19 protein-coding genes are annotated in these 20,391 nt (G+C 66.2%); 9 read left to right on the top strand and 10 right to left on the bottom strand.

All coding sequences use genetic code 11. The features are described from left to right. Positions 1–37 precede the first annotated feature (37 nt). The 5 genes from ACF8ML_RS13690 to ACF8ML_RS13670 form a co-directional block, all read right to left on the bottom strand. Positions 38–1,306, bottom strand: coding sequence for a ferritin-like domain-containing protein (locus ACF8ML_RS13690; protein ID WP_392407251.1), 1,269 nt, complete (start codon positions 1,304–1,306; stop codon positions 38–40). Positions 1,307–1,314: 8 nt separating this feature from the next. Further along, on the bottom strand, positions 1,315–2,181 hold the full coding sequence (locus ACF8ML_RS13685) for a phosphate/phosphite/phosphonate ABC transporter substrate-binding protein (protein ID WP_392407250.1): 867 nt from the start codon (positions 2,179–2,181) through the stop codon (positions 1,315–1,317). Positions 2,182–2,245: 64 nt separating this feature from the next. Then, a complete protein-coding gene (locus tag ACF8ML_RS13680; RefSeq protein WP_026062547.1) occupies positions 2,246–3,355 on the bottom strand; it encodes an acyl-CoA dehydrogenase family protein in 1,110 nt (369 codons plus the stop codon). A gap of 300 nt (positions 3,356–3,655) precedes the next feature. Beyond that, positions 3,656–4,888: an EAL domain-containing protein gene (locus ACF8ML_RS13675; protein WP_034367634.1), complete on the bottom strand. Its 1,233-nt coding sequence runs from the start codon at positions 4,886–4,888 to the stop codon at positions 3,656–3,658. A gap of 369 nt (positions 4,889–5,257) precedes the next feature. Next, positions 5,258–6,073, bottom strand: a complete 816-nt coding sequence (locus ACF8ML_RS13670; RefSeq protein ID WP_034367637.1) for a helix-turn-helix domain-containing protein — start codon at positions 6,071–6,073, stop codon at positions 5,258–5,260. A gap of 73 nt (positions 6,074–6,146) precedes the next feature. Between ACF8ML_RS13670 and ACF8ML_RS13665 the strand changes: the two genes are divergently transcribed. Continuing rightward, positions 6,147–6,863, top strand: a complete 717-nt coding sequence (locus tag ACF8ML_RS13665) for an aspartate/glutamate racemase family protein (protein WP_034367640.1) — start codon at positions 6,147–6,149, stop codon at positions 6,861–6,863. Between the two features lie 96 nt (positions 6,864–6,959). On the opposite strand, the gene ACF8ML_RS13660 is transcribed toward ACF8ML_RS13665, so the two are convergent. The 3 genes from ACF8ML_RS13660 to ACF8ML_RS13650 all read right to left on the bottom strand — a co-directional run bounded on the left by ACF8ML_RS13660 (position 6,960) and on the right by ACF8ML_RS13650 (position 9,926). Beyond that, complete coding sequence (locus tag ACF8ML_RS13660; RefSeq protein WP_267179234.1) at positions 6,960–8,126, bottom strand: GGDEF domain-containing protein; 1,167 nt, start codon at positions 8,124–8,126, stop codon at positions 6,960–6,962. 524 nt (positions 8,127–8,650) lie between these two features. Then, positions 8,651–9,334, bottom strand: coding sequence for an energy-coupling factor ABC transporter permease (locus ACF8ML_RS13655; protein ID WP_392407249.1), 684 nt, complete (start codon positions 9,332–9,334; stop codon positions 8,651–8,653). A gap of 202 nt (positions 9,335–9,536) precedes the next feature. Then, complete coding sequence (locus ACF8ML_RS13650; RefSeq protein WP_392407248.1) at positions 9,537–9,926, bottom strand: MerR family transcriptional regulator; 390 nt, start codon at positions 9,924–9,926, stop codon at positions 9,537–9,539. A 72-nt stretch (positions 9,927–9,998) separates the two neighbouring features. Between ACF8ML_RS13650 and ACF8ML_RS13645 the strand changes: the two genes are divergently transcribed. From ACF8ML_RS13645 to ACF8ML_RS13635, 3 genes are all read left to right on the top strand, one after another. After that, positions 9,999–11,078, top strand: coding sequence for an SDR family oxidoreductase (locus ACF8ML_RS13645; protein ID WP_392407247.1), 1,080 nt, complete (start codon positions 9,999–10,001; stop codon positions 11,076–11,078). Between the two features lie 161 nt (positions 11,079–11,239). Beyond that, positions 11,240–12,136 (top strand): oxidoreductase, encoded by an 897-nt coding sequence (locus ACF8ML_RS13640; protein ID WP_392407246.1) that lies wholly within the window; start codon positions 11,240–11,242, stop codon positions 12,134–12,136. A 250-nt stretch (positions 12,137–12,386) separates the two neighbouring features. After that, positions 12,387–14,024, top strand: a complete 1,638-nt coding sequence (locus tag ACF8ML_RS13635; RefSeq protein ID WP_392407245.1) for a diguanylate cyclase — start codon at positions 12,387–12,389, stop codon at positions 14,022–14,024. 22 nt (positions 14,025–14,046) lie between these two features. Here the strand turns inward: ACF8ML_RS13635 and ACF8ML_RS13630 are convergent, their stop codons facing one another. Both ACF8ML_RS13630 and ACF8ML_RS13625 read right to left on the bottom strand, forming a co-directional pair. Further along, positions 14,047–14,535: a MarR family winged helix-turn-helix transcriptional regulator gene (locus ACF8ML_RS13630; RefSeq protein WP_012206289.1), complete on the bottom strand. Its 489-nt coding sequence runs from the start codon at positions 14,533–14,535 to the stop codon at positions 14,047–14,049. After that, the gene (locus ACF8ML_RS13625; protein WP_047326907.1) at positions 14,532–15,437 is read right to left on the bottom strand and encodes an alpha/beta hydrolase; all 906 of its coding nucleotides are present in this window, start codon (positions 15,435–15,437) and stop codon (positions 14,532–14,534) included. The genes ACF8ML_RS13630 and ACF8ML_RS13625 overlap by 4 nt, the downstream gene beginning before the upstream one ends. Before the next feature lie 197 nt (positions 15,438–15,634). Here ACF8ML_RS13625 and ACF8ML_RS13620 point away from each other — a divergent pair, with 197 nt between their 5' ends. From ACF8ML_RS13620 to ACF8ML_RS13600, 5 genes are all read left to right on the top strand, one after another. Next, positions 15,635–16,810, top strand: coding sequence for an ABC transporter substrate-binding protein (locus ACF8ML_RS13620; RefSeq protein ID WP_016450648.1), 1,176 nt, complete (start codon positions 15,635–15,637; stop codon positions 16,808–16,810). 110 nt (positions 16,811–16,920) lie between these two features. Beyond that, complete coding sequence (locus ACF8ML_RS13615) at positions 16,921–17,841, top strand: branched-chain amino acid ABC transporter permease (RefSeq protein ID WP_047326908.1); 921 nt, start codon at positions 16,921–16,923, stop codon at positions 17,839–17,841. A gap of 2 nt (positions 17,842–17,843) precedes the next feature. Continuing rightward, positions 17,844–18,806, top strand: coding sequence for a branched-chain amino acid ABC transporter permease (locus tag ACF8ML_RS13610; protein ID WP_047326909.1), 963 nt, complete (start codon positions 17,844–17,846; stop codon positions 18,804–18,806). Further along, positions 18,803–19,597, top strand: a complete 795-nt coding sequence (locus tag ACF8ML_RS13605; protein ID WP_016450645.1) for an ABC transporter ATP-binding protein — start codon at positions 18,803–18,805, stop codon at positions 19,595–19,597. The genes ACF8ML_RS13610 and ACF8ML_RS13605 overlap by 4 nt, the downstream gene beginning before the upstream one ends. Further along, positions 19,597–20,310: an ABC transporter ATP-binding protein gene (locus ACF8ML_RS13600; RefSeq protein ID WP_047326910.1), complete on the top strand. Its 714-nt coding sequence runs from the start codon at positions 19,597–19,599 to the stop codon at positions 20,308–20,310. Before ACF8ML_RS13605 ends, ACF8ML_RS13600 begins: the two co-directional genes overlap by 1 nt. Positions 20,311–20,391 lie beyond the last annotated feature (81 nt).

Below are 20,391 nucleotides of genomic sequence, written 5' to 3'. Positions count from 1 at the left end.
GCCACCGGGCACCGCGCACCGGGTCCGTTTCTCGTGCCTACATGAAATTGCGCGTATGCAGCGAGGCCAGCCGCTCAGCGTGCCCGCGCTCGAAGCCCAGCCGCAGCAGCTTGGAGAGACGCCCGTCTGCCATGTCGCGCATGAGCTGCTGCACGCGGGCGGCGCCACGGGCCAGGGCCTCGGGAGTGAGGGTGCCGGCCGCGATGAGGATCAGGGCGTCGAAGACTTCCTCGTTCAGGCCCGAGGTGCCGGCTAGGTTGTCGAAGCGCTGCTCCACGGCCTGGGCCAGCTGGTGCTGGAAGCCGGGCTCGTGCTGCAGGCGGTACAGCAGGTGGGACATGCCCAGGGCCACATGGCGCGCCTCGTCGCGCGCGGCCAGGCGGCAGATCTGGCGTGTGAGGGGGTCGGGCGCCTCGGTCTGCAGGAACTGCAGCAGGTGCACGAAAGTGCCTTCGCCCAGCACCGACAGCAGGAAACCCGCCACGGAAAAATCCGTCTCGTCCAGCAGGCTCTTGAGCGAGGCCTGGCCACCCGCCGTGGACAGCGCGGGCTCGCGGCCGTGGCGGCGGATGCGGCGCGTGAAGACATCGATGTGCCGCGCCTCGTCGGCCACCTGGATGGCCAGCGCCGCCTGCAGTTCGCGGTAGTGCGGGTGCAGCTGGCCGAGGAAGCGCGCAGGCACCAGCAGGGCCGCATTCTCGTTCTCGACCATGTAGGTCATGAGCTGGACGATGGCGTCCTCCACCGGCGCGGGCAGCTCGGGTGCGTCGTTCCAGTCGATGTCGGTGTCGGCATTCCACTGCGCGGCCACGGCCTGGGCGTAGAGGTCGGCGGCGCTGTCGGTCCAGACCTGCAGCTTGTCGCTGAGCCGGAAATGGAAGGCCGGCGCGCCGGCTTCCACCTGCGCGCCACGCGCGGCCAGGCCCCAGAAAGGCTGGGCCTGCGCGGCCACGGCACCGTCGCCCGAGCGCGCATCGCTGCGGCCCGTCTGCGCCGCGCCGCGCCAGCGCCCGGCCTGGGCGCCGCCGCGCGCCACGATGGCCATGGCCTGTGCTGCATCCACGCCATCCTCCCAGCGCAGGCCATGGCCCTGGTCGCTGCACCAGCCCGACAGCTGGGCCTGCCAGGCCGGCGCGCTGCCGGTCACGCGCAGTTGCCCGCCCACGGGCAGGGCGGCCAGCGCGTGCTTGACCAGCAGATGGGCGCCGGCATCGAAGCCCAGGCCCTGCAGGTCGATGACAGGCAGGGTGGAGGCGGGCTGGGTGGAGGCGGGCAGGGCGCCGCTGTCGGAATCAGGCATGGCCATGGCGCGTATCAGTAACGGTAGTCCTGCACGGTGATGCGGCCTTCGGCGTCGTAGAAGGCCTCGTCCGTCACCGCGCGCTCCAGCAGGCCGTAGCCCGTGCCGCGGCCCGGGTGCCAGACCTTCAGGCCTTCCAGCTCCAGCAGCGGGCGCACTGCCGCGTCGTCCCAGGACATGGCCAGCAGGATGTCGCGGAAGGCGGCGGCACGCCCGGCATCGATGTGCGGGCCGGCCGTCATGTTGCAGTGGTCGAAGGCGCCCGAGGTGGCCAGCACGCGCGTGCCGCCGGCCGGCAGCGTGCCTTCGCGCGCAAAGGCCAGGTAGTTCTTGCCCACCATCCATGAAGCCTGTATCTCGCCGGCCACCATGGCGGCGGCGGCCAGGCGCTCGCCGCCGATGTGGTCGCCGTGCTTGCCGCCCAGCACGTCAAAGCGGCGTGCCGTGTAGTCGCGCCCGGCCACCAGCCCTTCCTGGCGCAGATGGTCCAGCGGGATCAGCGTGGCCTGGGGCGAATCCACGGCACCGAAGCCCACGGTCTTGCCGCGCAGGTCCTGCACGCTCTGGATAGGGCTGTCTGCGGGAACGACCAGCAGCGAATGCAGGTCCAGGTCGGTATCGCGCATGGCGATGGACTCCACGCGCAGGCCGCGCGCGCGGGCCATGCGGCCGGCGCGCACAAAGGCCAGCGGCGAGTTCCAGGCCAGGTGCACATCGCCTGCCATCAACGCCTCGGTCAGCGACTCGTAGTTGGAATAGAGCACGTAGTCGAAGTAGTAGCCGCGCTCGATGAAATACGCCTTGAAGCTTTCCCAGATGGTGATCACCTTGGGGGCGTAGGCCACGGCGCCGAGCTTGATCACGGGGGCGGTTGTCGTCATGCGGAAGTCCTTTGCTGGATGGGGGAGGAGGGGTGAAGCGATCGACGGGTTCTGCCGTTCAGGCTCAGGCGGCGGCGTCGCACATGCCTTTGCCCAGCATGTCGTAGATCACATCGGTGGTGGGCGCCATGACCGAGGCGGCGCGCGCATCGCGGAACAGGCGCTCTATGCCCAGCTCCTTGCGGAAGGCGGCGCCGCCGCACACGCGCATGGCAATGTCGGTCACTTCCAGTGCGGCCTCGGCGGCTGCGGCCTTGCTCTGCAGCAGGCGGGTGCGCGCATCGGCCCGGGCCGCCTGCACGGCGGCCACGGTATCGTCGCGCAGCAGGCGGGCCTGCTCCAGGCGCAGCTGGGCACGGGCCAGGTAGGCGCGGATGGTGGGCAGGTCGGCCAGCGAGCTGCCGCTTTCCGCAAAGCGCGTGCCCGCCACATGGGCCACGGCGCGGCGCAGCGCGCCCTGCATCAGGCCGATGGACGTCGTGGCGATCAGCGTGGGAAAGAAGGGCATCAGATAGCGGCCCTTCACGGCCTCGCCCTCGCCGTCGGCGCCCAGCATGCGGGCGCGTGGAACGCCCACGTTGCGTGCCTCGATGGGCGAGGACGCATTGCCGCGCAGCCCCATGCCGTTGAAGCGTCCGGGAATGGACAGGCCCGGCAGCCGGCTGTCCACCAGCCACAGCGTATTGCCCTCGCCCTGCGTGGCGCGCGAGATCCAGACATAGGAATCGGCCTCGCCGGCCGACGTGATCATGCTCTTGAGCGCGTTCAGGTGGATGACATCTTCAGCGGCGGTCGCCGTGCCGGTCGGCGCCCAGATATGGCTGCGCGAGCCGGCTTCGGACACGGCCAGCGTGGTGAGGTGGCGGCCGGCCGCGATCTCGCGGCGCACAGGGTCGTCGGCAAAGGGTTCGATCAGCGCCACGCCGCAGTAGTGCATGGTCAGCACCATGGCCGTGCAGGGGCAGTCCTGGGCAATGCGCTCGACGACCTGCACCGCTTCGGCCAGGCCCTTGCCCAGGCCGCCCACCTCGCTGGCGCTGATCAGGCCCAGCAGGCCGGCTGCCGCCAGTGCATCCAGCGCGGCGCGCGGGTAGCGTGCCTGCTCGTCGATCTGCGCGGCTTGGGGCGCGATGATGTCGCGCATGAGGGGTTCGAGTTGCTTCAAAACTTCCATCTGGGTTCACCGTAGGCATGCCCATGACCGCCTGCCGGGAGGCTGTTGCTGGAAGTCTGGGGAAATGCTGGGGCGCCGCGATGGCCGCTGGACGCGCCTGCCGCATGCAGACCTGCAATGGCGGATGGGCTGGGGAAAGAATGCAGGCGATTATGCGCCGGGTGCACTACGGCTTCGCGCAACGGGCGCCTTGCTCGGGCACCATGGCTGGTGTACGCTTGATCCCGGTCAAGGTGGCGGGAGAACGCTGCGTTGCCACAGCACATTCACGCATGCAGGCAGGCTCGAAAGCTTGAACGCCTAGGCCCTGGCAAGCCCCATGGCCAGCGCCTGTGCTGACCCCATCGGCTTGGCAAAGAAGTAGCCCTGGGCCAGATCCACGCCAAGGCTTGCCAGCGCATTGAATTCCTCGGCAGTCTCCACACCTTCGGCGACCACCACGCTTCCTATTTCGTGCGCGAAACTCGTGAGCCCCTTGGCGAGCGCACGGCGGCTGCGGTCGGTATCGACGTCGTGCGTGATGCTCATGTCCAGCTTGATCATGTCCGGTTGAAGATGCAGGATGTGCCGCATGCTGGAGTAGCCGGCACCGGCATCGTCGACCGCCAAGGTCGCGCCCCGGCGCCGCAGCGGAGCCAGTGCATCGGCCAAAGCCCTGTAGTCATCCACGGCGGCATGCTCCGTGATTTCCAGCGTCACGCGCGACAGATCCTGGTCCGAACCCAGAAGCCGGGGCAGCTGCCCTGACTGGATCAGCTGCGGCGAGCAGTTGACTGCGAGCAGCCAATCGGTTGGCAGGCGACCGAGCGCGCCAAGCGCCGTGTCGATTGCATGGCGCTCCAGCTCCAGCCCCAGGCCGACTTCGTGCGCTGCCTTGAACCATTGGTCTGGCGGGCGAAATGGCTCCAGGTCAAAGCGCGACAAGCACTCAAAACCGTGCAGCTTGCCTGTCGCGATGGTGTATACGGGCTGAAATACAGGGCGCAGCGCATTGCCCTGCATGGCAAGGCGGATTTCGTTGGCCGCTTTGTCCCTTGCATGCTGGACCGCAGAAGTTGCACTGAAATGCAGTCCCAATAAATCGGAGAATGCCCGCAACAGCGACATATCGTGCTCACCCAGCGCGGGATTGGGCTGGTGGCTGAAGCAGCACAAGGTGCCGTACAGACGGTTGTCATCCAGGCGGATTGGTACGCTCAGGTGCGAGCCGATGGGAATGGTGTGCGTCTCCGGTATTCCCTGTGCAGCGGGTAAACGGGACGTGTCTGGAATCAACTGCGGCAATTCGCCATTGACCACCTTCTGGCAATAGCCCTCGTTCAATGGAATCTTCTGCTGCCGGAAAATCACTCCGCCAGTGCTCTCGTCCACATGCTCCAGCACCCGATCCGCTTCGCGGAATCGGGCCACAAAGGCCACATCCATGCCAAGATGCCGCCGGACCACGGACAGCACACGGTCCACTCCATCCAGTTCAATGGCGAAAGCAAAAATTCTGCTCAAAGGTGCGAATGTGGATTTTCGAGGGGTCATTTCATTGATCTGCTCTATCAGATGTGTACGCACATTGAATTGACGCGCTGCTGGCGGATTGGCGGTCCTCAGTTCTGCCCGGTATGGCCGAGCGGCACGATATGCCGTTGATAACGGGAATGAATTATCGGTAGTCCGCTCCATTGGCAGGAACACGGCAAGGTTGGGGTTGCCGCGCCATCGCAAATCAGAACAGGGGGAGAGCAATGGCCCTAAGTATGCGCGGTTGAAGTGCACAGGTCGAGTCCGTCTGTTCGGATTGACAATGGGAATGAAAAGCCAACGCGGGAACTTGCAAGTTCATTGCACCGTCTGGAACACCGGTCATGCCGCATGCCCCGGGCGTGACGGTTCCAGGTGCTCCATCGGTCACTGCCTGGCCGTATGGCGAATGCGGGCCAGGTACTGGCTGGGCGTCAGCCCCAGATGTTTGCGAAACGCGGCTCCCATGTGCGATTGATGGCTGAAGCCGCAATCGTGGGCGATACAGGCCAGCGAATCGGCATCCGCCCGCATCATGGAGCGGGCCGCCTGTATGCGGGTCTCCACAAGATAGGCATGCGGAGTCATGCCAAGCAGCTGGGAAAACTCACGCAGAAAACGCAGCGGGGTGCGACGGGTCATCCGGGCCAGCTGGGCAATGCTCAACGGCTGTGCAAACTCGGCCGCCATGCGCTCCAGAACCGGCCGATACACCGGGCGCAATGCATCGATGCGAGGGATGGGCGCATGGGGCACATCCCTCGCATCGACGCATTGCCGGGCCATGAAGTGCAGGGCTGCCTGCTCTATTGCCAGGGTGTCCGTCTCGGGGCAAAGCAGCAGTTGCCGCAGCTGGTGCGCAATCTGCAAGGCGGCGCGCTGGCCAGGGTGCACAACGCGCCGGGCTTCGGTGTCAGGCACTGCGTCGTCCAGCCATTGCTCCCATTGCGCAGGGGTACAGCGAACCACCAGGTACTCGCCGCCCGTGGCCGATTCGGAAAACACATCCACCCCCGGTGGCGTGCGTGCCACCGTGCCGGGCCATGTGTCGAAGTCCACGCGGCGGTCGCTGCCAATGGCATGCACGCCTTGCTGGCGCTCCAGCGCAATGCCCAGCGAATGAAGGCGGGTCGGGTCATGGCTGCTATAGGCCGCGCGGCCCAGCAGCTGCACCTCGAATCCCGGTAGTTCCTGAACTTTCATCACCCTGGCGCCTTGTGTCTTGAACTGAAATTTCTTGATAGACGGGAAACCGGGCGCTGCCCACACTGAAGGCATGAACGCAAACCACACGGAAATTCACCGCATCATCGGTCTCATCGGGGGCATGAGCTGGGAGTCCAGCGCCGAGTACTACCGGCTCATCAACCAGGGCGTGCGCGACCGGCTGGGTCCGCTGCGCTCTGCAAAACTGCTCATGTACAGCGTGGATTTTGGCCCCATCGAGCTGGCCCAGCATGAAGGCCGCTGGGATGACGCAGCTGCCTTGCTGGAAGATGCCGCGCGGCGGCTGCAGGATGGCGGGGCGGATGGGGTGCTGCTGTGCACCAACACCATGCACAAGCTGGCAGACCGCATTGCGGCAGCGGTGCGCATCCCTTTTCTGCACATTGCCGACCCGGTGGCCGATGCGGCCCGGGCGGCAGGCTACCGCAGGCTGGGGCTGCTGGGCACCCGCTTCACCATGGAGCAGCCCTTCATGCGCGAGCGCCTGCAGCAGCAGGGGCTGGAGGTGATGGTGCCGCAGGAGGCGGACCGCGCCGAAGTGCACCGCATCATCTACGAGGAACTGTGCGCAGGCCGGATACGGGAAGAGTCGCGGCGCACCTATCAGCGCATCATGGCGCAGCTGGCCGGGCAGGGCGCCCAGGCCATGGTGCTGGGCTGCACGGAAATCAGCCTGCTGGTGCAGCAGGCGCATTGCCCCGTGCCCGTGCTGGACACCACGGCCTTGCATGCCGAGGCTGCGGTGGACTTTGCATTGACGCCTTGAGGCGCCAAAACGACCCGGACTGAACCGGCCCGGACCCCTATCAGCGGCAGATGTGACCTGCAAGCGCACGCAAGCGGCCCACCTGCGGCAAGCAGATCATCCGTGGGGCCGCCCTGGGGCAAGCGGGGCGAGTTCCATCCGGTCCCGTCCCTTGCGCTTCGATGCATAGAGGGCCTCGTCGGCCTGCTTGAGCCAGTGGGACAGCTCTGTTCCGGGCTGGTCGAACAAGGCCGCACCGATGCTCAGGGACACGGGCTGCGGCGTCGCGAACATCGCGCGCGCCTGCTGCACGAACGCCTCGCGCAAGTCCTGGCCCAGCGCCTGCGCGGCCGTGCCGCAGACGTTGTGCAGCAGGATCACGAACTCATCCCCGCCCAGCCGCGCGGCCAGTGCGCCGCGAGGCAGCACGCTGCGGATGAGGTCGCTCAGCGTCATCAGCAGGCGGTCGCCGGCATCGTGGCCGTGCAGGTCGTTGACCTGCTTGAAGTGGTCGATGTCGATCAGCAGCAGGGCGCCGGGGCGGGCCGGCGAGGCTTGTGCCAGCAGCGCCGGTGCGCGCAGATAGAGCGCGCGGCGGTTGTCCAGTGAGGTCAGCGGATCGCGGGCGGCAATCTGCGCGATGCGCTCCTCGCGGCGATGGCGCTCCGTCCCGGTCATGGACATGGCCAGCAGCATGATCGCCATCACGCCCTCCACCAGCGAGATCAGGATCACCGTGCCGCGGAAACTGCCCAGGTTGACGAAGGCGTCCAGCGCCACGGTCGATCCGGCCTTGGCGAGGTAGAACAGGCCGTGCGCCAGCAGCACGAAACTCAACTGCGCCGCGCCCATGCCCAGCGCGCCGCCATGCGGGCGCAGCAGCAGGCCGGCGCGCAAGGTGGTGATGGCGATCAGCAGCGACTGGATGCCCAGCATCGCCTTGGACCACCAGGGCCCGTCTGGCAGAAACAGCATGGCCAGCCAGACGACGGTCAGCAGCCACCAGAAGTGCGACAGCCGCACGCGCATGAATCCGGCGACCCCGGCCAGGAACAGCCAGTGGGCGGCGATCAGCAGGCCGTTGGGAAACCAGATGCCCAGCAGCACATGGCCGCTGGAACGCAGCAGGGCCAGCACGCAGCCCACGACGATGATGGCGAACCCCGCGCTCCACAGCAGCAGCGAGCGTTCGCGCACGCTGCTCCATTCCGCAGCCAGATACAGCGCCGAAGCGGCCGCCATGGCCGTGGTGAGAACGAGCAGGGTGAAGGGGTCGAGAGCCATGGGCGATGGAGGTATCGGCGCAGGCGCGCTCCTTGTGAGAGCCGCCAGACAAGGAGCAATGCGGCGACGGTCCGTGCCGTCGCGATGCAGTGGAGCAAAGCGAGCGGGGCGGATTGTCGCAGGAAGCAGGTTTTCAGGCTTGCCCGATCACCCGGCTGCAGCGATTCCGGCGTCGGCCGCGTTGCCAAGGCCACGTCGCGGAGGCGAACGCCGGGTCCTTGCACTGCGCAGGCATCCCGCCGCTCCAGACCATGGCGAAGCCGTCCTCACTGCTGGGCTGCGGGCTCTGTTGGAAGCCCGGGGCATTGTGGAAGGCGGTGGATTTGCCGAGCTCGCTTGCCGGCAGGCTGATGAAGAGGGACCTGGTCATGCTGGACCAAGAGGAAGCGGCCACGGCTGCGCGCGGGGCCGTCCATGCACCTGCCGCTCCCCGCTTTGCCATGGTGGCCCGGGGGCGGCAAGGCGGGAGCACCGGGGCAAGATGCCCTATGGGTCGTCAACCGTGACCGGGGGAGCCGGCCCTGTCAGACGGCAACGGCGTGCAGGCGGGTATTGAAAAGCGGCCCTTGGGTGAAGGTCGCCAGGCGCTTGGCCAGCCACAGCACCGCCAGGTCCAACAGGGGTTCCACCAGCACGACGCACATGTAGGCAGCACCGAAGCTTGCCACCTCGGTCAAGGTTGCCAGGCTGGCACCGTGGCCGTAGATGGCCCAGAACGCGACCCACAGGACAATGCCGCCCTGGTAGGTGGTGGACAGGGCCAGGGCCTGCCTGTAGCTGATGTCCACATAGGCCGTGCCGGCGGGAATCAGCCGGCGCGCCAGTTGGTTCACCGCATACAGCGGCACCAGCAAGGTGGTGACGTTCATGCCGTACTGCGGCAGGTCGAAGGGGGCAAAGAACAGGCCCTGCACCAGCAGGCCGAACGCCAGGCCGATGGCCGCAGCTCCCGCGCCGAACATCAGCAGCAAGGTCGAGCCCAGGATCAGATGGACCTCGGACACGCCGACCGGCTCGTGCGGAAACACCTCGAAGAAGCTGAACACCAGCGCGGTGGTGATGACACTGCGGGCCAGCAGCGCGAGCCAGCCGCCGTTGTCGCGCAGGCTTTGCCGTGCCAGGGCGGCGGTCAGGCCGAAGGCCGCTGCGGCGGTGACATAACTGAGGGCGATTTTTTCGGGGCTGACGACGCCGGGTTCGATGTGCATGGGAGGTCCTGAACAGTCAAGTTCCGTTGCAGGGCGGGCGCCGGCTGCGCAACGGCAAAGGTATTGAGCATAGCCGTGGATGAATGGCTGCGCCATGCCTTGGCGCGGCAGATGCGTTTTCTGTCCAGGCTGCGCGGATGTACTCGGGTGATGCCGGGGGCAGCCATGCAGCGATTGCCGCTGTTGTCTGGATGCCGACAGCTCACTTCAAAGCGTTGTTGAGTCGCTGAAGCTCAAGTTGCTTGGCAGCACTGGCCTCGAGATTTGCACGCTCCTCGTCCAAATACCGATAAATGCTTTTGAGCTCAGTGATTTTCTTTCTGATTTCCAGCATTTTCTTTTCAATCAACTTGGCACCCTCGGCACAATCGATTGACTTGCTTCTCTGCGCGTCCAGAATTTCGCCTATTTCCGCAAGAGAAAATCCCATGCTTTGTGCGCGCTGGATAAATCCAAGATCCTGCAGGGTTTGTGGTGTGTAAACACGGTAATTGTTGTTTCGCCGCAATGGTGCGATAAGGCCGATCTTCTCGTAGTAGCGCAGGGTATGGCGGCTGGCGCCGCTGCGGACCTCGAGTTCGCCGATATTCATGAGAAAACGCTTGACTATAGAGTTGGGTCGACAGTCTACACTCGATTTTTCATCGTGCCAAGGAGCAGAAAAATGAGCGTGGAGTGCTTTGTTACGGGAGGGACCGGCTTCATCGGCCAGCATCTGGTGTCATGCCTGAGCGCGAAAGGTCACACGATTCGAGTGCTGATGCGTCGCCCGGAGCGCCTGGCGCAACTGCGGGAGCAGGTCGACAATCTGGGAGGTGTCGCAAACCGGGTCTTTGCCGTGGCTGGCGATCTGGAGCAGGAGAGCCTCGGCTTGAGTCTTTCCGATCGAGAGGCTTTGCGGCAGGCCGAAGTTGTGTTCCACCTGGGCGCCCACTTCGCGTGGGGCCTTTCAATGGAGCATTCGCGTGCAGTGAATGTGGAAGGTGCAAAGCGCGTGGCGTTGTTGGCAGCGCAGCAAGATAGCCGGCTGGTGATGATCGGCGGCTATATGCTGAAGAACAATGAACATCTGCAGCGCATCGGAATTGATCCCGGCCATCCGGAAAGGACTCATTGGCCTGCCGTCTATCGGCGTGTCGGCGCTTACGAGGGGAGCAAACTGGAGGCGCATTTCGCGACCCTGGAGTTCATGGCTGCCAAGGGAGGGAAAATGACCGTCGTGCACCCCGCAACGGTTTGTGGTCATAGCCGCACGGGACATATACCTTGCAGCCAGCCACTGGTGGATCTGATACGCAATCTGGCGCAGGGAAAACTGGCTGCAGTGCCCGGTAGCGCAGAGCACTGGTTGCCATTGGTCACTGTGGATTATCTGGTCGAGCTGGTTTCGGCTTGCGCTTTTGATCCTTCCATGGCCGGTCAGGAGCTCCTGGCGCTTGACGACCAAAGTCCCAACTTGCGAGAACTCCTGACAGAGGTGGCACAACCTCTTGGAATAAAGTCCCCAAAGCATCATATTTCGCTCCGATTGCTGAAATGGCTTTTGAGCATTCCTCCGGTTGCGCGGTTTTTGAATACGGATGCCGAAGCCCTGGACTTCATCCAGACTACGCGTTTTGACACAGCGGCGGTCGAGCAATTCGCCAAAAGGCACGGAATATCAAAGCCGGATATTCGTCAATCGTTGCGGAATACTGCAATGTTCGTCAACTCATATTGCATGCCCAATGAAAGAGTCCACTGACTTGTATTTTGCCGGGATGAATACTGAGAAACTATCAAGATGCATTGCACCTATGCAGGCACAGCCAAGAGCAGCCCTCCACTGCGCCCGTGGCACTCCATAATTGTCCTTTTCAGGTGTCGAGGCCGGCGCCGAGCATCCGTTTCGAGGAATCCGCTTCAGTGAATCAACAAGTCCATACAAGAATCGCTGTCCTGGGGCCCGGTGCGATCGGGACCACCGTCGCTGCTGCGTTGCACGAAGTCGGCCGCACGCCCATGCTTTGCGGCCGTACGCCGCGCGACAGCCTGGTGCTGCAAGGTAGCGGTGTTCGCATCGTTGTTCCCGGGCCGGTGAGAACGGATCCAGCACAGATTGCACGCCCGGTGGGCCTCGTTTTTCTCGCGGTCAAAGCGACTCAGACCGCTGCCACTGCGCAATGGCTTGCGGCGTTGAGCGGCCCGCAAACCGTCGTGTGTGTCCTGCAAAACGGGGTCGAGCAGTTGGAGAGTGTCACTGCGCTGTGCCCTCAGGGGCGAGTCGTTCCTGCAGTCGTGTGGTTCCCTGCGCAGGCGCAATCCGATGGGTCGGTGCTCCTGCGCAGCGATGCTCGGATCAGCCTGCCTGACGAAGCGGCCTCCCTCGTGGTTGCGCATGCACTGCAAGGCTCCCGGTGCCTGGTAGACCTGGTTTCGAATTTCAGATCTCTGGCCTGGCAAAAGCTGCTGCAGAACGCGGCGGCCGGGCTCATGGCGCTCACGCATCGCCGCTCGGGCATGTACGGCCGGCACGACATCTCCAAGCTCACACTGGACTACCTGCAGGAGTGCCTGGCCGTGGCACGCGCCGAAGGTGCTGAACTGGGCGATGAGGTCCCGCAGGCGATCCTCGACAAGTTCCAGGCATCCCCTGCCGACCTGGGCACGTCCATACTGGCGGATCGCGAAGCAGGCCGCCCGCTCGAATGGGATATCCGCAACGGCGTTATCGCGCGCCGCGGCCGGGCGCGCGGGGTTCCGACCCCGATCGGTGATGTCTTGGTGCCGCTTCTTGCTGCCGCGAGCGACGGCCCCGGCTGATCACCCATGCCTTGACGATAAGGCCTGTGATCACAGGCCTGCCATCCGCATTCAGCCTGAAACTGCCGGCAGCACCCCCCAATCCCAACCCTGCCGGCCGATTTTTCCGAAGCCGGGGACAATACCGGGTTCGCGGGTTTTTCCGGCTCGACCTGGGTCGAGGACGGGAATCGCTTGCGGAAGGAAGCTGCACTGGCGTTGAACCCGGACGCAGAAAACCCCAAGATCGGACGGCGGCGAGACCGCCGAGATGGCGCAGGTGCATGTGACGAAGAGGGATTGGTGGACAAGGGCCTGCCGCAGCCGCAGCGGTCGGCCCGTCAAACGCGATACCCGCCTGGTGGGCTGGCTGCTGGCCGTGGTGTTCGTGTCGGTATCGGCGGCCACGGTGTGGCAGTTGGTGGCTGCACGCCAGCGCACGCTGGCCGAGGTGGATACCGTCAACCGCAATCTGGCGCAGACGCTGAATACCTATTCCGAAGGCGTGATCACCCAAAGCTCCATGCTGCTGCTGGGCATTGCCGAAAGGCTGGAGCTGGATGGCGCCGGTGCCGCGCACCTGGAGCGCGTGCTGCATCTGGTCAACCGCCAGGAGCAGCTGCTGAACCAGCTCAACGAGCTGCTGGTCGTGGACGCGCAGGGGCGCTGGCTGATGTCGTCCAAGGGGACGTTTCCCCCAGGAACGCAAAGCGCGGACCGCGACTTCTTCACGCACCACCGCGACGACCCGTCGTCAGGCATCTACATCGGGCCGCCGATCCGCAGCCGCTCCACAAGCGAATGGGTGATCACCATCAGCCGGCGCTATACCGACAGCGATGGCCAGTTTGCCGGCGTGGTCGTGGTGACGCTGGGTGTGGAAAATTTCCTGCGGCTGTTCGGCAAGATCGACATCGGCGAGCAGGGCGCCATTTCACTGAGCACGCCGGGCGGGCAACTGCTGGTGCGCCACCCCTTCCGTGAGCAGGACCTGGGCCGGGACTTCTCGCAGTCGCCCAATTTCCTGCGCCACTATGCGGGGGCGATGTCGGGCACGGCGTCGTTCCGCTCGGGCCTGGATGGCACGGAAAGAATCTATGCCTTCCTGCGCAGCGAGCGCTATCCGCTGGTGACCACGGTGGCCCTGGGCCGCGACGAGGCGCTCAGTTCCTGGCAGCGCCAGGCGCAGCTGACGCTGGCCGTGGTGCTGGGGCTGTTTCTGGCGATTGCGCTGATCGGCTGGCGGCTGACGGCGGCGATGCGGCTGCGCTCGCGTGCCGAATGCTCCCTGGTCAGCGCGCGCGAGGAATTGCTGCAGGCCAACCGCCGGCTGGAGGTGCTGGCCGCCCAGGACCAGCTCACGGGCCTGGCCAACCGGCGCCGCTTCGACGAGGTGCTGGAGCGCGAGGCACGGCGCGCCGTGCGCGAGGGCACGCCGCTGTCGCTGCTGCTGATCGATCTGGACCATTTCAAGGGCTACAACGACGCCTACGGCCATGTGGCGGGCGATGCCTGCCTGCAGACAGTGTGTCGCGCCCTGGCCCAGGCCGTGCAGCGGCCCGGCGACATGGCGGCGCGCTACGGCGGGGAGGAGCTGGCCGTGGTGCTTCCCAATACGGACCATGCCGGCGGGCTGCAGGTGGCCGAGCGGCTGCGTGCGCGCATCGAGGGCCTGGGCCTGGAGCACCGCAGCAGCCGCTTCGGCCATGTGACGGCCAGCATCGGCGTGGCGACAGCGCAGTGCGGTGAGGCTGGCGCGACTCAAGGCGCTACACAAAGCGCTACACAAAGCGCTACACAAGGCACTACCCACGGCTCCACCCAAGGTGCCGCCGTGGCGCTGGTGGAAGCGGCCGACCGTGCGCTGTACCGCGCCAAGGCCGCAGGGCGCAACTGCGTGCAGGGCTGAATGGGGGTGGGTCTGCGTGCGCTCAGTCCGTGGGCGAGCGGTGGGCCACCACCTGCTGCTTGAGGTCGCCCAGCGCCTGGTACAGGTCGTTGCGGCTGGCCTGCGGCATGTCGCCGAACATGCCCATGACCCAGGACTCATGCGCCTTGGCCATGCGCGCAAAGGTCTTGCGGCCCAGCGGGGTGAGGTGCAGCACGGAGCTGCGCCGGTCGGACTCCACCTTGGTGCGCACCACCAGGCCCTCCTTCTCCAACTGGTCGGTGATGCCGGTGATGTTGCCGTTGGTCACCATCATGTGGCGCGACAGCTCGCCCATCTTCATACCCTCGGGCGCGCGCTGCAGCTGGGCCATGAGGTCGAAGCGGGGCAGGGTGGTGTCGAATTCGCTGCGCAGGCGGTTGCGGATCTCGCCTTCGATGAGGTTGCAGCAGGTGAGCATGCGCAGCCACAGGCGCAGCGCATGGTGGTCGTCGGGCGCGGCGCGCGACTCCAGGTCGGGAGCGTGGGTCATGGCTGGTTCTGCGGTGTGGGGGCGCTCAAGCCCATCTGCGCGAGGATGGCGCGCGTCAGCGGGCTGGCCGGGTCGTTCAGGGTGAGCACGATGTCGAAATGGTTGGTGCCGGGCATGGCCACGTACTGGCCTGACGATGGACCGGGGCCACAGCGCTGGTTCCAGGCGGCCAGGTAGTCGTCGCTCTGGCGCTTGAATTCATCGGTCTCGCTCTCGCCGTAGCTGACGATGAGCGGGCAGGCCGCGCCGTGCGGCAGGAGGGCGGGGCTGTTGCGAATGGCGTCCTGCTCGCTCAGGCGCATCCATTCGTTGATGTGGGTGTGCACCAGCGGGCGCAGGTCGAACAGGCCCGACAGCGGTGCGGCGCCGCGCACCACGTCCTCGGGCACGCCGTAGTCCGCATGCCAGCCGCCGGCCAGCAGCATGCCCGCCAAGTGGCCGCCGGCCGAGCTGCCGCAGACATGGATGCGGCCCGGGTCGCCGCCGTAGCGGGCGATGTGGGCATGCACCCAGGCCAGTGCGCGGCGTGTCTGGTCCACGATGCGGTCCAGCGTGACGGCAGGCGCCAGCGAGTAGTTCAGGGCCACCACCACGGCGCCGGCGCGCGTGAAGGTGGGCGCCATGCTGCTGGAGTCGTCCTTGGACAGCAGCCGCCAGTACCCGCCATGGATGAAGAAGAGAACAGGGGCGCCTGCCGCCCCGGTTGCTGCCGGGAAAATGTCCAGCAGCTCGTCGGCATGATCGCCATAGGCCACGTTCAGCGCGCAGGGCAGGCTCTGGCGCGCGGCCCGGCTGTCGTCGGCATAGGCCTTGATGATGGGGGTGATGTCGGGTACCGTCGCGCGGGCGTTGTACTGGACATCGAGTCCGGCGCGGTCGTAGTGACGGTAGAGTGCGGGCATTGGAACGGAGATCGCGCGAAATGGTTTGTATGGCAGGTATTGGTACAAGTCCCAGACTTGTTCTGCAAAATACTTTAAACCTAAACTAAGACCCGCGCCAACCGTTCCAGCCCTTACAGAGTTTCCCGTCCAGCGTGACGGAAGACTGCCTCACCACCGATTGCCATCCGCGCGGCCCGCGCAAGGAGCACAGCAGCATGCGTTTCCTCACCCCCTTCCTGGCCGCAGCGGCCCTGGCCCCTGCCTTTGTTCCCGCGCTCGCGCAGGCGGACACCATCAAGGTCGGTATCGCCAACGATATTTCCGGGCCGTTTGCCGCGCTGGGCGCCGAGGCGCGTGACGGCTTCAACCTCGCCATCAAGCAGCTGGGCGGCAAGCTGGGCGGCCAGCCGGCCGAGTTCCTGCAGACCGACATGGGCGGCAACCCCGACCAGGCGCGCCAGCTGGTCACGCGCTACATACAGCGCGACAAGGTGGATTTCTTCACCGGCCCCATCGGCTCCAACGTGGCCCTGGCCGTGGGCCCGGCGCTGTTCGGCGCCAAGGTGCCCTACCTGTCCAACAATCCCGGCCCCAGCCAGTTCGCGGGCGCGCAGTGCAATGCGTTCTGGTTCGGCACGTCCTACCAGAACGATGCCTTCCACGAGGCAGCCGGCAAGCTGGCCGCCGACCGTGGCTTCAAGAAGATGTTCATCATGGCGCCCGACTATCCGGCCGGCAAGGATGCGCTGGTCGGCTTCAAGCGCGGCTACAAGACCGCGCCCGGCGAAGAGGTCTACACCAAGCTGGGCCAGATCGACTACGCGGCCGAACTGGCCCAGATCCGCGCGGCCAAGCCCGATGCGGTCTACATCTTCCTGCCGGGCGGCATGGGCATCAACTTCGTCAAGCAGTTCGTGTCCACGGGCCTGTCGCAAAGCGTCAAGCTGATCGGCCCGGGCTTCTCGGCCGACGAGGACGTGATCCAGGCCGTGGGCGAGCCCATGCTGGGCATGGTCAACACCGCGCAGTGGGCGCATGACCTTGACGTGCCGCAGAACAAGGCCTTCGTCGAGGCCTTCCGCAAGGAGTACAAGGGCCGCAACCCCTCGGTCTACGCGGCCCAGGCGTATGACGTGATCATGGCCATGGATGCGGCCGTCAAGCAGGCCGGCGGCAAGGCCTCGGACCGCCAGGCCATCGTCAAGGCGCTGGAGAAGGCCGACTACGCCTCGGTGCGCGGCCCCTTCACGTACGGCAAGAACCACTACCCCATCCAGGCCTACTACCAGCGCGTGATCGAGAAGGATGGCAGCGGCCGCATCACCAACAAGCTGGTGGGCAAGGTGTTCGATAAATATCAGGACGTCTACGTCAACGACTGCAAGATGTGACCCCGCCGCCGCGCCCCCGTCGGGCGCGGCGTGCCTTGATCTTGATTTTCAAAGCCGGATGATTTGTTGACCGCGCGCGGGCCGATGCGCCTGCGGCAGGGGGCGTGTGGATGACGTGGACGCTGCTCTTGGAGCAATTGCTCAATGGCCTGCAGTTCGGGCTGATGCTGTTTCTGATCGCGGCCGGGCTGACCCTGGTGTTCGGCATCATGGACATCATGAACCTGGCCCATGGCTCGCTGTACATGGCGGGCGCCTATGTGGCGGCCGAGACCCTGCAGCGCACGGGCTCGTTCACGGCGGCGGTGCTGGTGGCGGCCGTGGCCACGGGCGTGGCGGGTGTGGTGCTGGAGCTGGTGCTGATACGGCGCCTTGCCGTGCGGGACCACCTGGCCCAGGTGCTGGGCAGCTATGCGGTCATCCTCATCGCCAATGACCTGGTCAAGATGGTCTGGGGCCCGGCGCCGGTGATGCTCAACATGCCGGCTGCGCTGTCCGGGCCCGTGCAGCTGCTGCCCGATCTCATGTACCCGGCCTACCGGCTGATGATCATCGTCTTCGGCCTGGCCGCCGCGTTGGGCCTGTATTGGTTCGTGACGCGCACGCGCGCCGGCGTGCTGGTGCGGGCAGGCGCCTCCAACCGCCAGATGGCCACGCTGATGGGTGTGCGCGTGCCGCTGCTGTTCCTGGGCGTGTTCACGCTGGGCGCCATGCTGGCGGCGGTGGCGGGCGCGCTGCTGGGACCCATCACCTCGGTGCAGGTGGGCATGGGCGAGGACATCCTGATCCTGGTGCTGGTGTGCATCGTCATCGGCGGCATAGGTTCCATACGCGGCGCCCTGGTGGGGGCCTTGCTGGTGGGCATGGTGGACACGGCGGGGCGGGCCTTCCTGCCCATGCTGCTGCGCCAGGTGTTCTCCCCGGCCGTGGCGTCCAGCGTGGGGCCCACGCTGGCGGCGATTTCCATCTACGTGCTGATGGCGGTGGTGCTGGTGTACCGGCCTTCCGGCCTTTTCCCCGCGCGAGGCTGAGCATGGAACACAGCACATTACAGGGCAGGTTCCAGGCCCGGTTCTTCTGGACCGCGCTCGCGCTGCTGGCGCTGGCGGTGTTCCCGCTGGTGGCTCCGGCGCTGGGGCTGGACTTCTACATCTCCTTCGTGCGCCGCGTGCTGATCTACGCGCTGGCCGCCACCAGCCTGAACCTCATCCTGGGCTATGGCGGCATGGTGGCGCTGGGGCATGCGGCCTTCTTCGGTGCGGGGGCCTATGCGGTGGGCATCCTGGCGATGAACGGCGTGACCTCGGCCCTGGTGGCCTGGCCTGCCGCCGCGCTGCTGGCCGGGCTGCTGGCCGCCGCCACGGGCGCCGTGTCGCTGCGCACGCGCGGCGTGTACTTCATCATGATCACGCTGGCCTTTGCGCAGATGCTGTTCTATATCTTCATCTCGCTGCGCCAGTACGGCGGCGAGGACGGGCTCAACCTGCCCGGCCATTCCGTGCTGCCCGGGCTGGACCTGGGCCACGACGTTTCTTTCTACTACGTGGTGCTGGCGCTGTTCGCGGTGCTGATGGCCTTGTTCGGCCGGCTGGTGGATTCGCGCTTCGGCAAGGCGCTGCAGGGCGTGCGCGAGAACGAGTCGCGCATGGAGTCGCTGGGCTACCCGGTCTATCGCCTGAAGCTCGTGGCCTTCGTTCTCAGCGGCGCGGTGGCGGGGCTGGCGGGCGCGCTGCTGGCCAACCACAACCTGTTCATCTCGCCCAGCCTCATGCACTGGACCCAGTCGGCCAACCTGCTGATCATGGTGCTGGTCGGTGGCGTGGGCCTGCGCTGGGGCGGCGTGGCCGGCGCCGTCGTCATGCTGACGCTGGAGGAAGTGCTTCGCATGTGGACCGAGTACTGGCACCTGCCGCTGGGCCTGCTGCTGCTGTGCGTGGTGTTCGGCGCGCCACGGGGCCTGACGGGCCTGTGGTCCGCACGCGGGAGGCAGGCATGAGCGGCGCGGCCACACCTATCTCCATCCCCACCCCGGCCCTGGAGGCCAAGGGCCTGGTGCGCCGCTTTGGCGCGCTGCTGGCCACCGACCATGTCTCGCTGTCGCTGGCGCCTGGCGAGATCCATGCGCTGATCGGCCCCAATGGCGCGGGCAAGTCCACGCTCATCCATCTGCTGTCGGGCACGCTGGCGGCCGACGCCGGCACCCTGGCACTGGCCGGGCGCGACGTGAGCGCGCTCAACGCCCACCAGCGCGTGGCGGCGGGGCTGTCGCGGTCGTTCCAGATCACCAACATCTTCAAGCAGTCCAGCGTGCTGGACAACCTGGTGCTGGCCGTGCAGGCGCATGCCGGCAGCAGTTTCCGCTTCTGGCGCCCGCGCGCGGCCGAGGCTGCGCTCTACGAGCAGGCCCGCGAGCTGGCGCGCGAATGCGCCATCGACGCCAGCCTGCTGCAGCGCCCCGCAGGCACGCTGCCGCACGGCGAGCAGCGCAAGCTGGAGTTCGCGCTGGCCCTGGCCGCGCGGCCCGGCGTGCTGCTGCTGGACGAACCCATGGCCGGCATGGGGCCTGATGAAACACTGCGCCTGACCGAGCTGATCGAATCCCTGCGCGGCCGCGCCGCCATGCTGCTGGTGGAGCACGACATGCAGGCCGTGTTCCGCCTGGCCGACCGCATCTCCGTGCTGGTCTACGGCCGCATCATCGCCACCGGCACGCCCGACGAGATACGTGGCAACGCCGATGTGCGCCAGGCCTACCTGGGAGACGAAGAAGTGAAGGAGGGCGCGTGATGCTCGAAATGCAGGCCGTGCAAAGCGGCTACGGACCCAGCCAGGTGCTGTTCGGCGTGGACCTGCGCATCGAGGCAGGCCAGGTCGTCACCCTGCTGGGCCGCAACGGCATGGGCAAGACCACGCTGCTTCGCACGCTGCTGGGCCAGCTGCCGCTGCGCGCCGGCCGCATGGTGTTTGCCGGGCAGGACATCGCCGGCTGGGCCACCGACCGCATCGCCCGCGCCGGCGTGGCCATCGTGCCCGAAGGCCGCCAGTGCTTTCCCAACCTCACGGTGCGCGAGCACCTGACGGCCTTTGTGGCACATCGCAATTCGGGCAGTCCCGGCGCGGCACAGCCCTGGTCGCCCGAGCGCGTGTTCGCCCTGTTCCCCCGCCTGGGCGAGCGCGCCTCCAACATGGGCAACCAACTGTCGGGTGGTGAACAGCAAATGCTGGCCATAGGCCGCGCCCTGGTCACCAACCCGCGCCTGCTCATCCTGGACGAAGCCACCGAGGGCCTGGCCCCCCGCATCCGCGAAGAGATCTGGTCCTGCCTGGCCCAACTGCGCGCCGCTGGCCAGACCATCCTGGTCATCGACAAATACGTGGAGCGCCTGCTGGGCCTGGCCGACCGCCACCTCATCCTGGAGCGCGGCAAGGTCGTATGGAGCGGAGAGTCGGCCGCGCTGGATGGGGACAGAGCGCTGTGGGAACGGTATTTGGGAGTGTGAGCACGCGCAATGCATTCGCAGTTCAAGGCGAAATTCAAGGCGCGATGGAGGGTTGAATGGCATTGAAGATCAATGGGTGGC

The organism is Delftia sp. WSY_10 (assembly GCF_043104705.1).
Classification (GTDB): Bacteria; Pseudomonadota; Gammaproteobacteria; order Burkholderiales; family Burkholderiaceae_C; genus Comamonas; species Comamonas tsuruhatensis.
Note: the sequence above shows the minus strand (reverse complement) of the source record. Positions and strands in the feature narration are given on the sequence as shown.

What these genes read in the sequence shown, in the direction of transcription:
- ACF8ML_RS13690 (WP_392407251.1), bottom strand. Translation starts at nt 1,306, where the DNA reads ATGGCCATGCCTGATTCCGACAGCGGCGCCCTGCCCGCCTCCACCCAG.
- ACF8ML_RS13685 (WP_392407250.1), bottom strand. Translation starts at nt 2,181, where the DNA reads ATGACGACAACCGCCCCCGTGATCAAGCTCGGCGCCGTGGCCTACGCC.
- ACF8ML_RS13680 (WP_026062547.1), bottom strand. Translation starts at nt 3,355, where the DNA reads ATGGAAGTTTTGAAGCAACTCGAACCCCTCATGCGCGACATCATCGCG.
- ACF8ML_RS13675 (WP_034367634.1), bottom strand. Translation starts at nt 4,888, where the DNA reads ATGACCCCTCGAAAATCCACATTCGCACCTTTGAGCAGAATTTTTGCT.
- ACF8ML_RS13670 (WP_034367637.1), bottom strand. Translation starts at nt 6,073, where the DNA reads ATGAAAGTTCAGGAACTACCGGGATTCGAGGTGCAGCTGCTGGGCCGC.
- ACF8ML_RS13665 (WP_034367640.1), top strand. Translation starts at nt 6,147, where the DNA reads ATGAACGCAAACCACACGGAAATTCACCGCATCATCGGTCTCATCGGG.
- ACF8ML_RS13660 (WP_267179234.1), bottom strand. Translation starts at nt 8,126, where the DNA reads ATGGCTCTCGACCCCTTCACCCTGCTCGTTCTCACCACGGCCATGGCG.
- ACF8ML_RS13655 (WP_392407249.1), bottom strand. Translation starts at nt 9,334, where the DNA reads ATGCACATCGAACCCGGCGTCGTCAGCCCCGAAAAAATCGCCCTCAGT.
- ACF8ML_RS13650 (WP_392407248.1), bottom strand. Translation starts at nt 9,926, where the DNA reads ATGAATATCGGCGAACTCGAGGTCCGCAGCGGCGCCAGCCGCCATACC.
- ACF8ML_RS13645 (WP_392407247.1), top strand. Translation starts at nt 9,999, where the DNA reads ATGAGCGTGGAGTGCTTTGTTACGGGAGGGACCGGCTTCATCGGCCAG.
- ACF8ML_RS13635 (WP_392407245.1), top strand. Translation starts at nt 12,387, where the DNA reads ATGGCGCAGGTGCATGTGACGAAGAGGGATTGGTGGACAAGGGCCTGC.
- ACF8ML_RS13630 (WP_012206289.1), bottom strand. Translation starts at nt 14,535, where the DNA reads ATGACCCACGCTCCCGACCTGGAGTCGCGCGCCGCGCCCGACGACCAC.
- ACF8ML_RS13625 (WP_047326907.1), bottom strand. Translation starts at nt 15,437, where the DNA reads ATGCCCGCACTCTACCGTCACTACGACCGCGCCGGACTCGATGTCCAG.
- ACF8ML_RS13620 (WP_016450648.1), top strand. Translation starts at nt 15,635, where the DNA reads ATGCGTTTCCTCACCCCCTTCCTGGCCGCAGCGGCCCTGGCCCCTGCC.
- ACF8ML_RS13615 (WP_047326908.1), top strand. Translation starts at nt 16,921, where the DNA reads ATGACGTGGACGCTGCTCTTGGAGCAATTGCTCAATGGCCTGCAGTTC.
- ACF8ML_RS13610 (WP_047326909.1), top strand. Translation starts at nt 17,844, where the DNA reads ATGGAACACAGCACATTACAGGGCAGGTTCCAGGCCCGGTTCTTCTGG.
- ACF8ML_RS13605 (WP_016450645.1), top strand. Translation starts at nt 18,803, where the DNA reads ATGAGCGGCGCGGCCACACCTATCTCCATCCCCACCCCGGCCCTGGAG.
- ACF8ML_RS13600 (WP_047326910.1), top strand. Translation starts at nt 19,597, where the DNA reads ATGCTCGAAATGCAGGCCGTGCAAAGCGGCTACGGACCCAGCCAGGTG.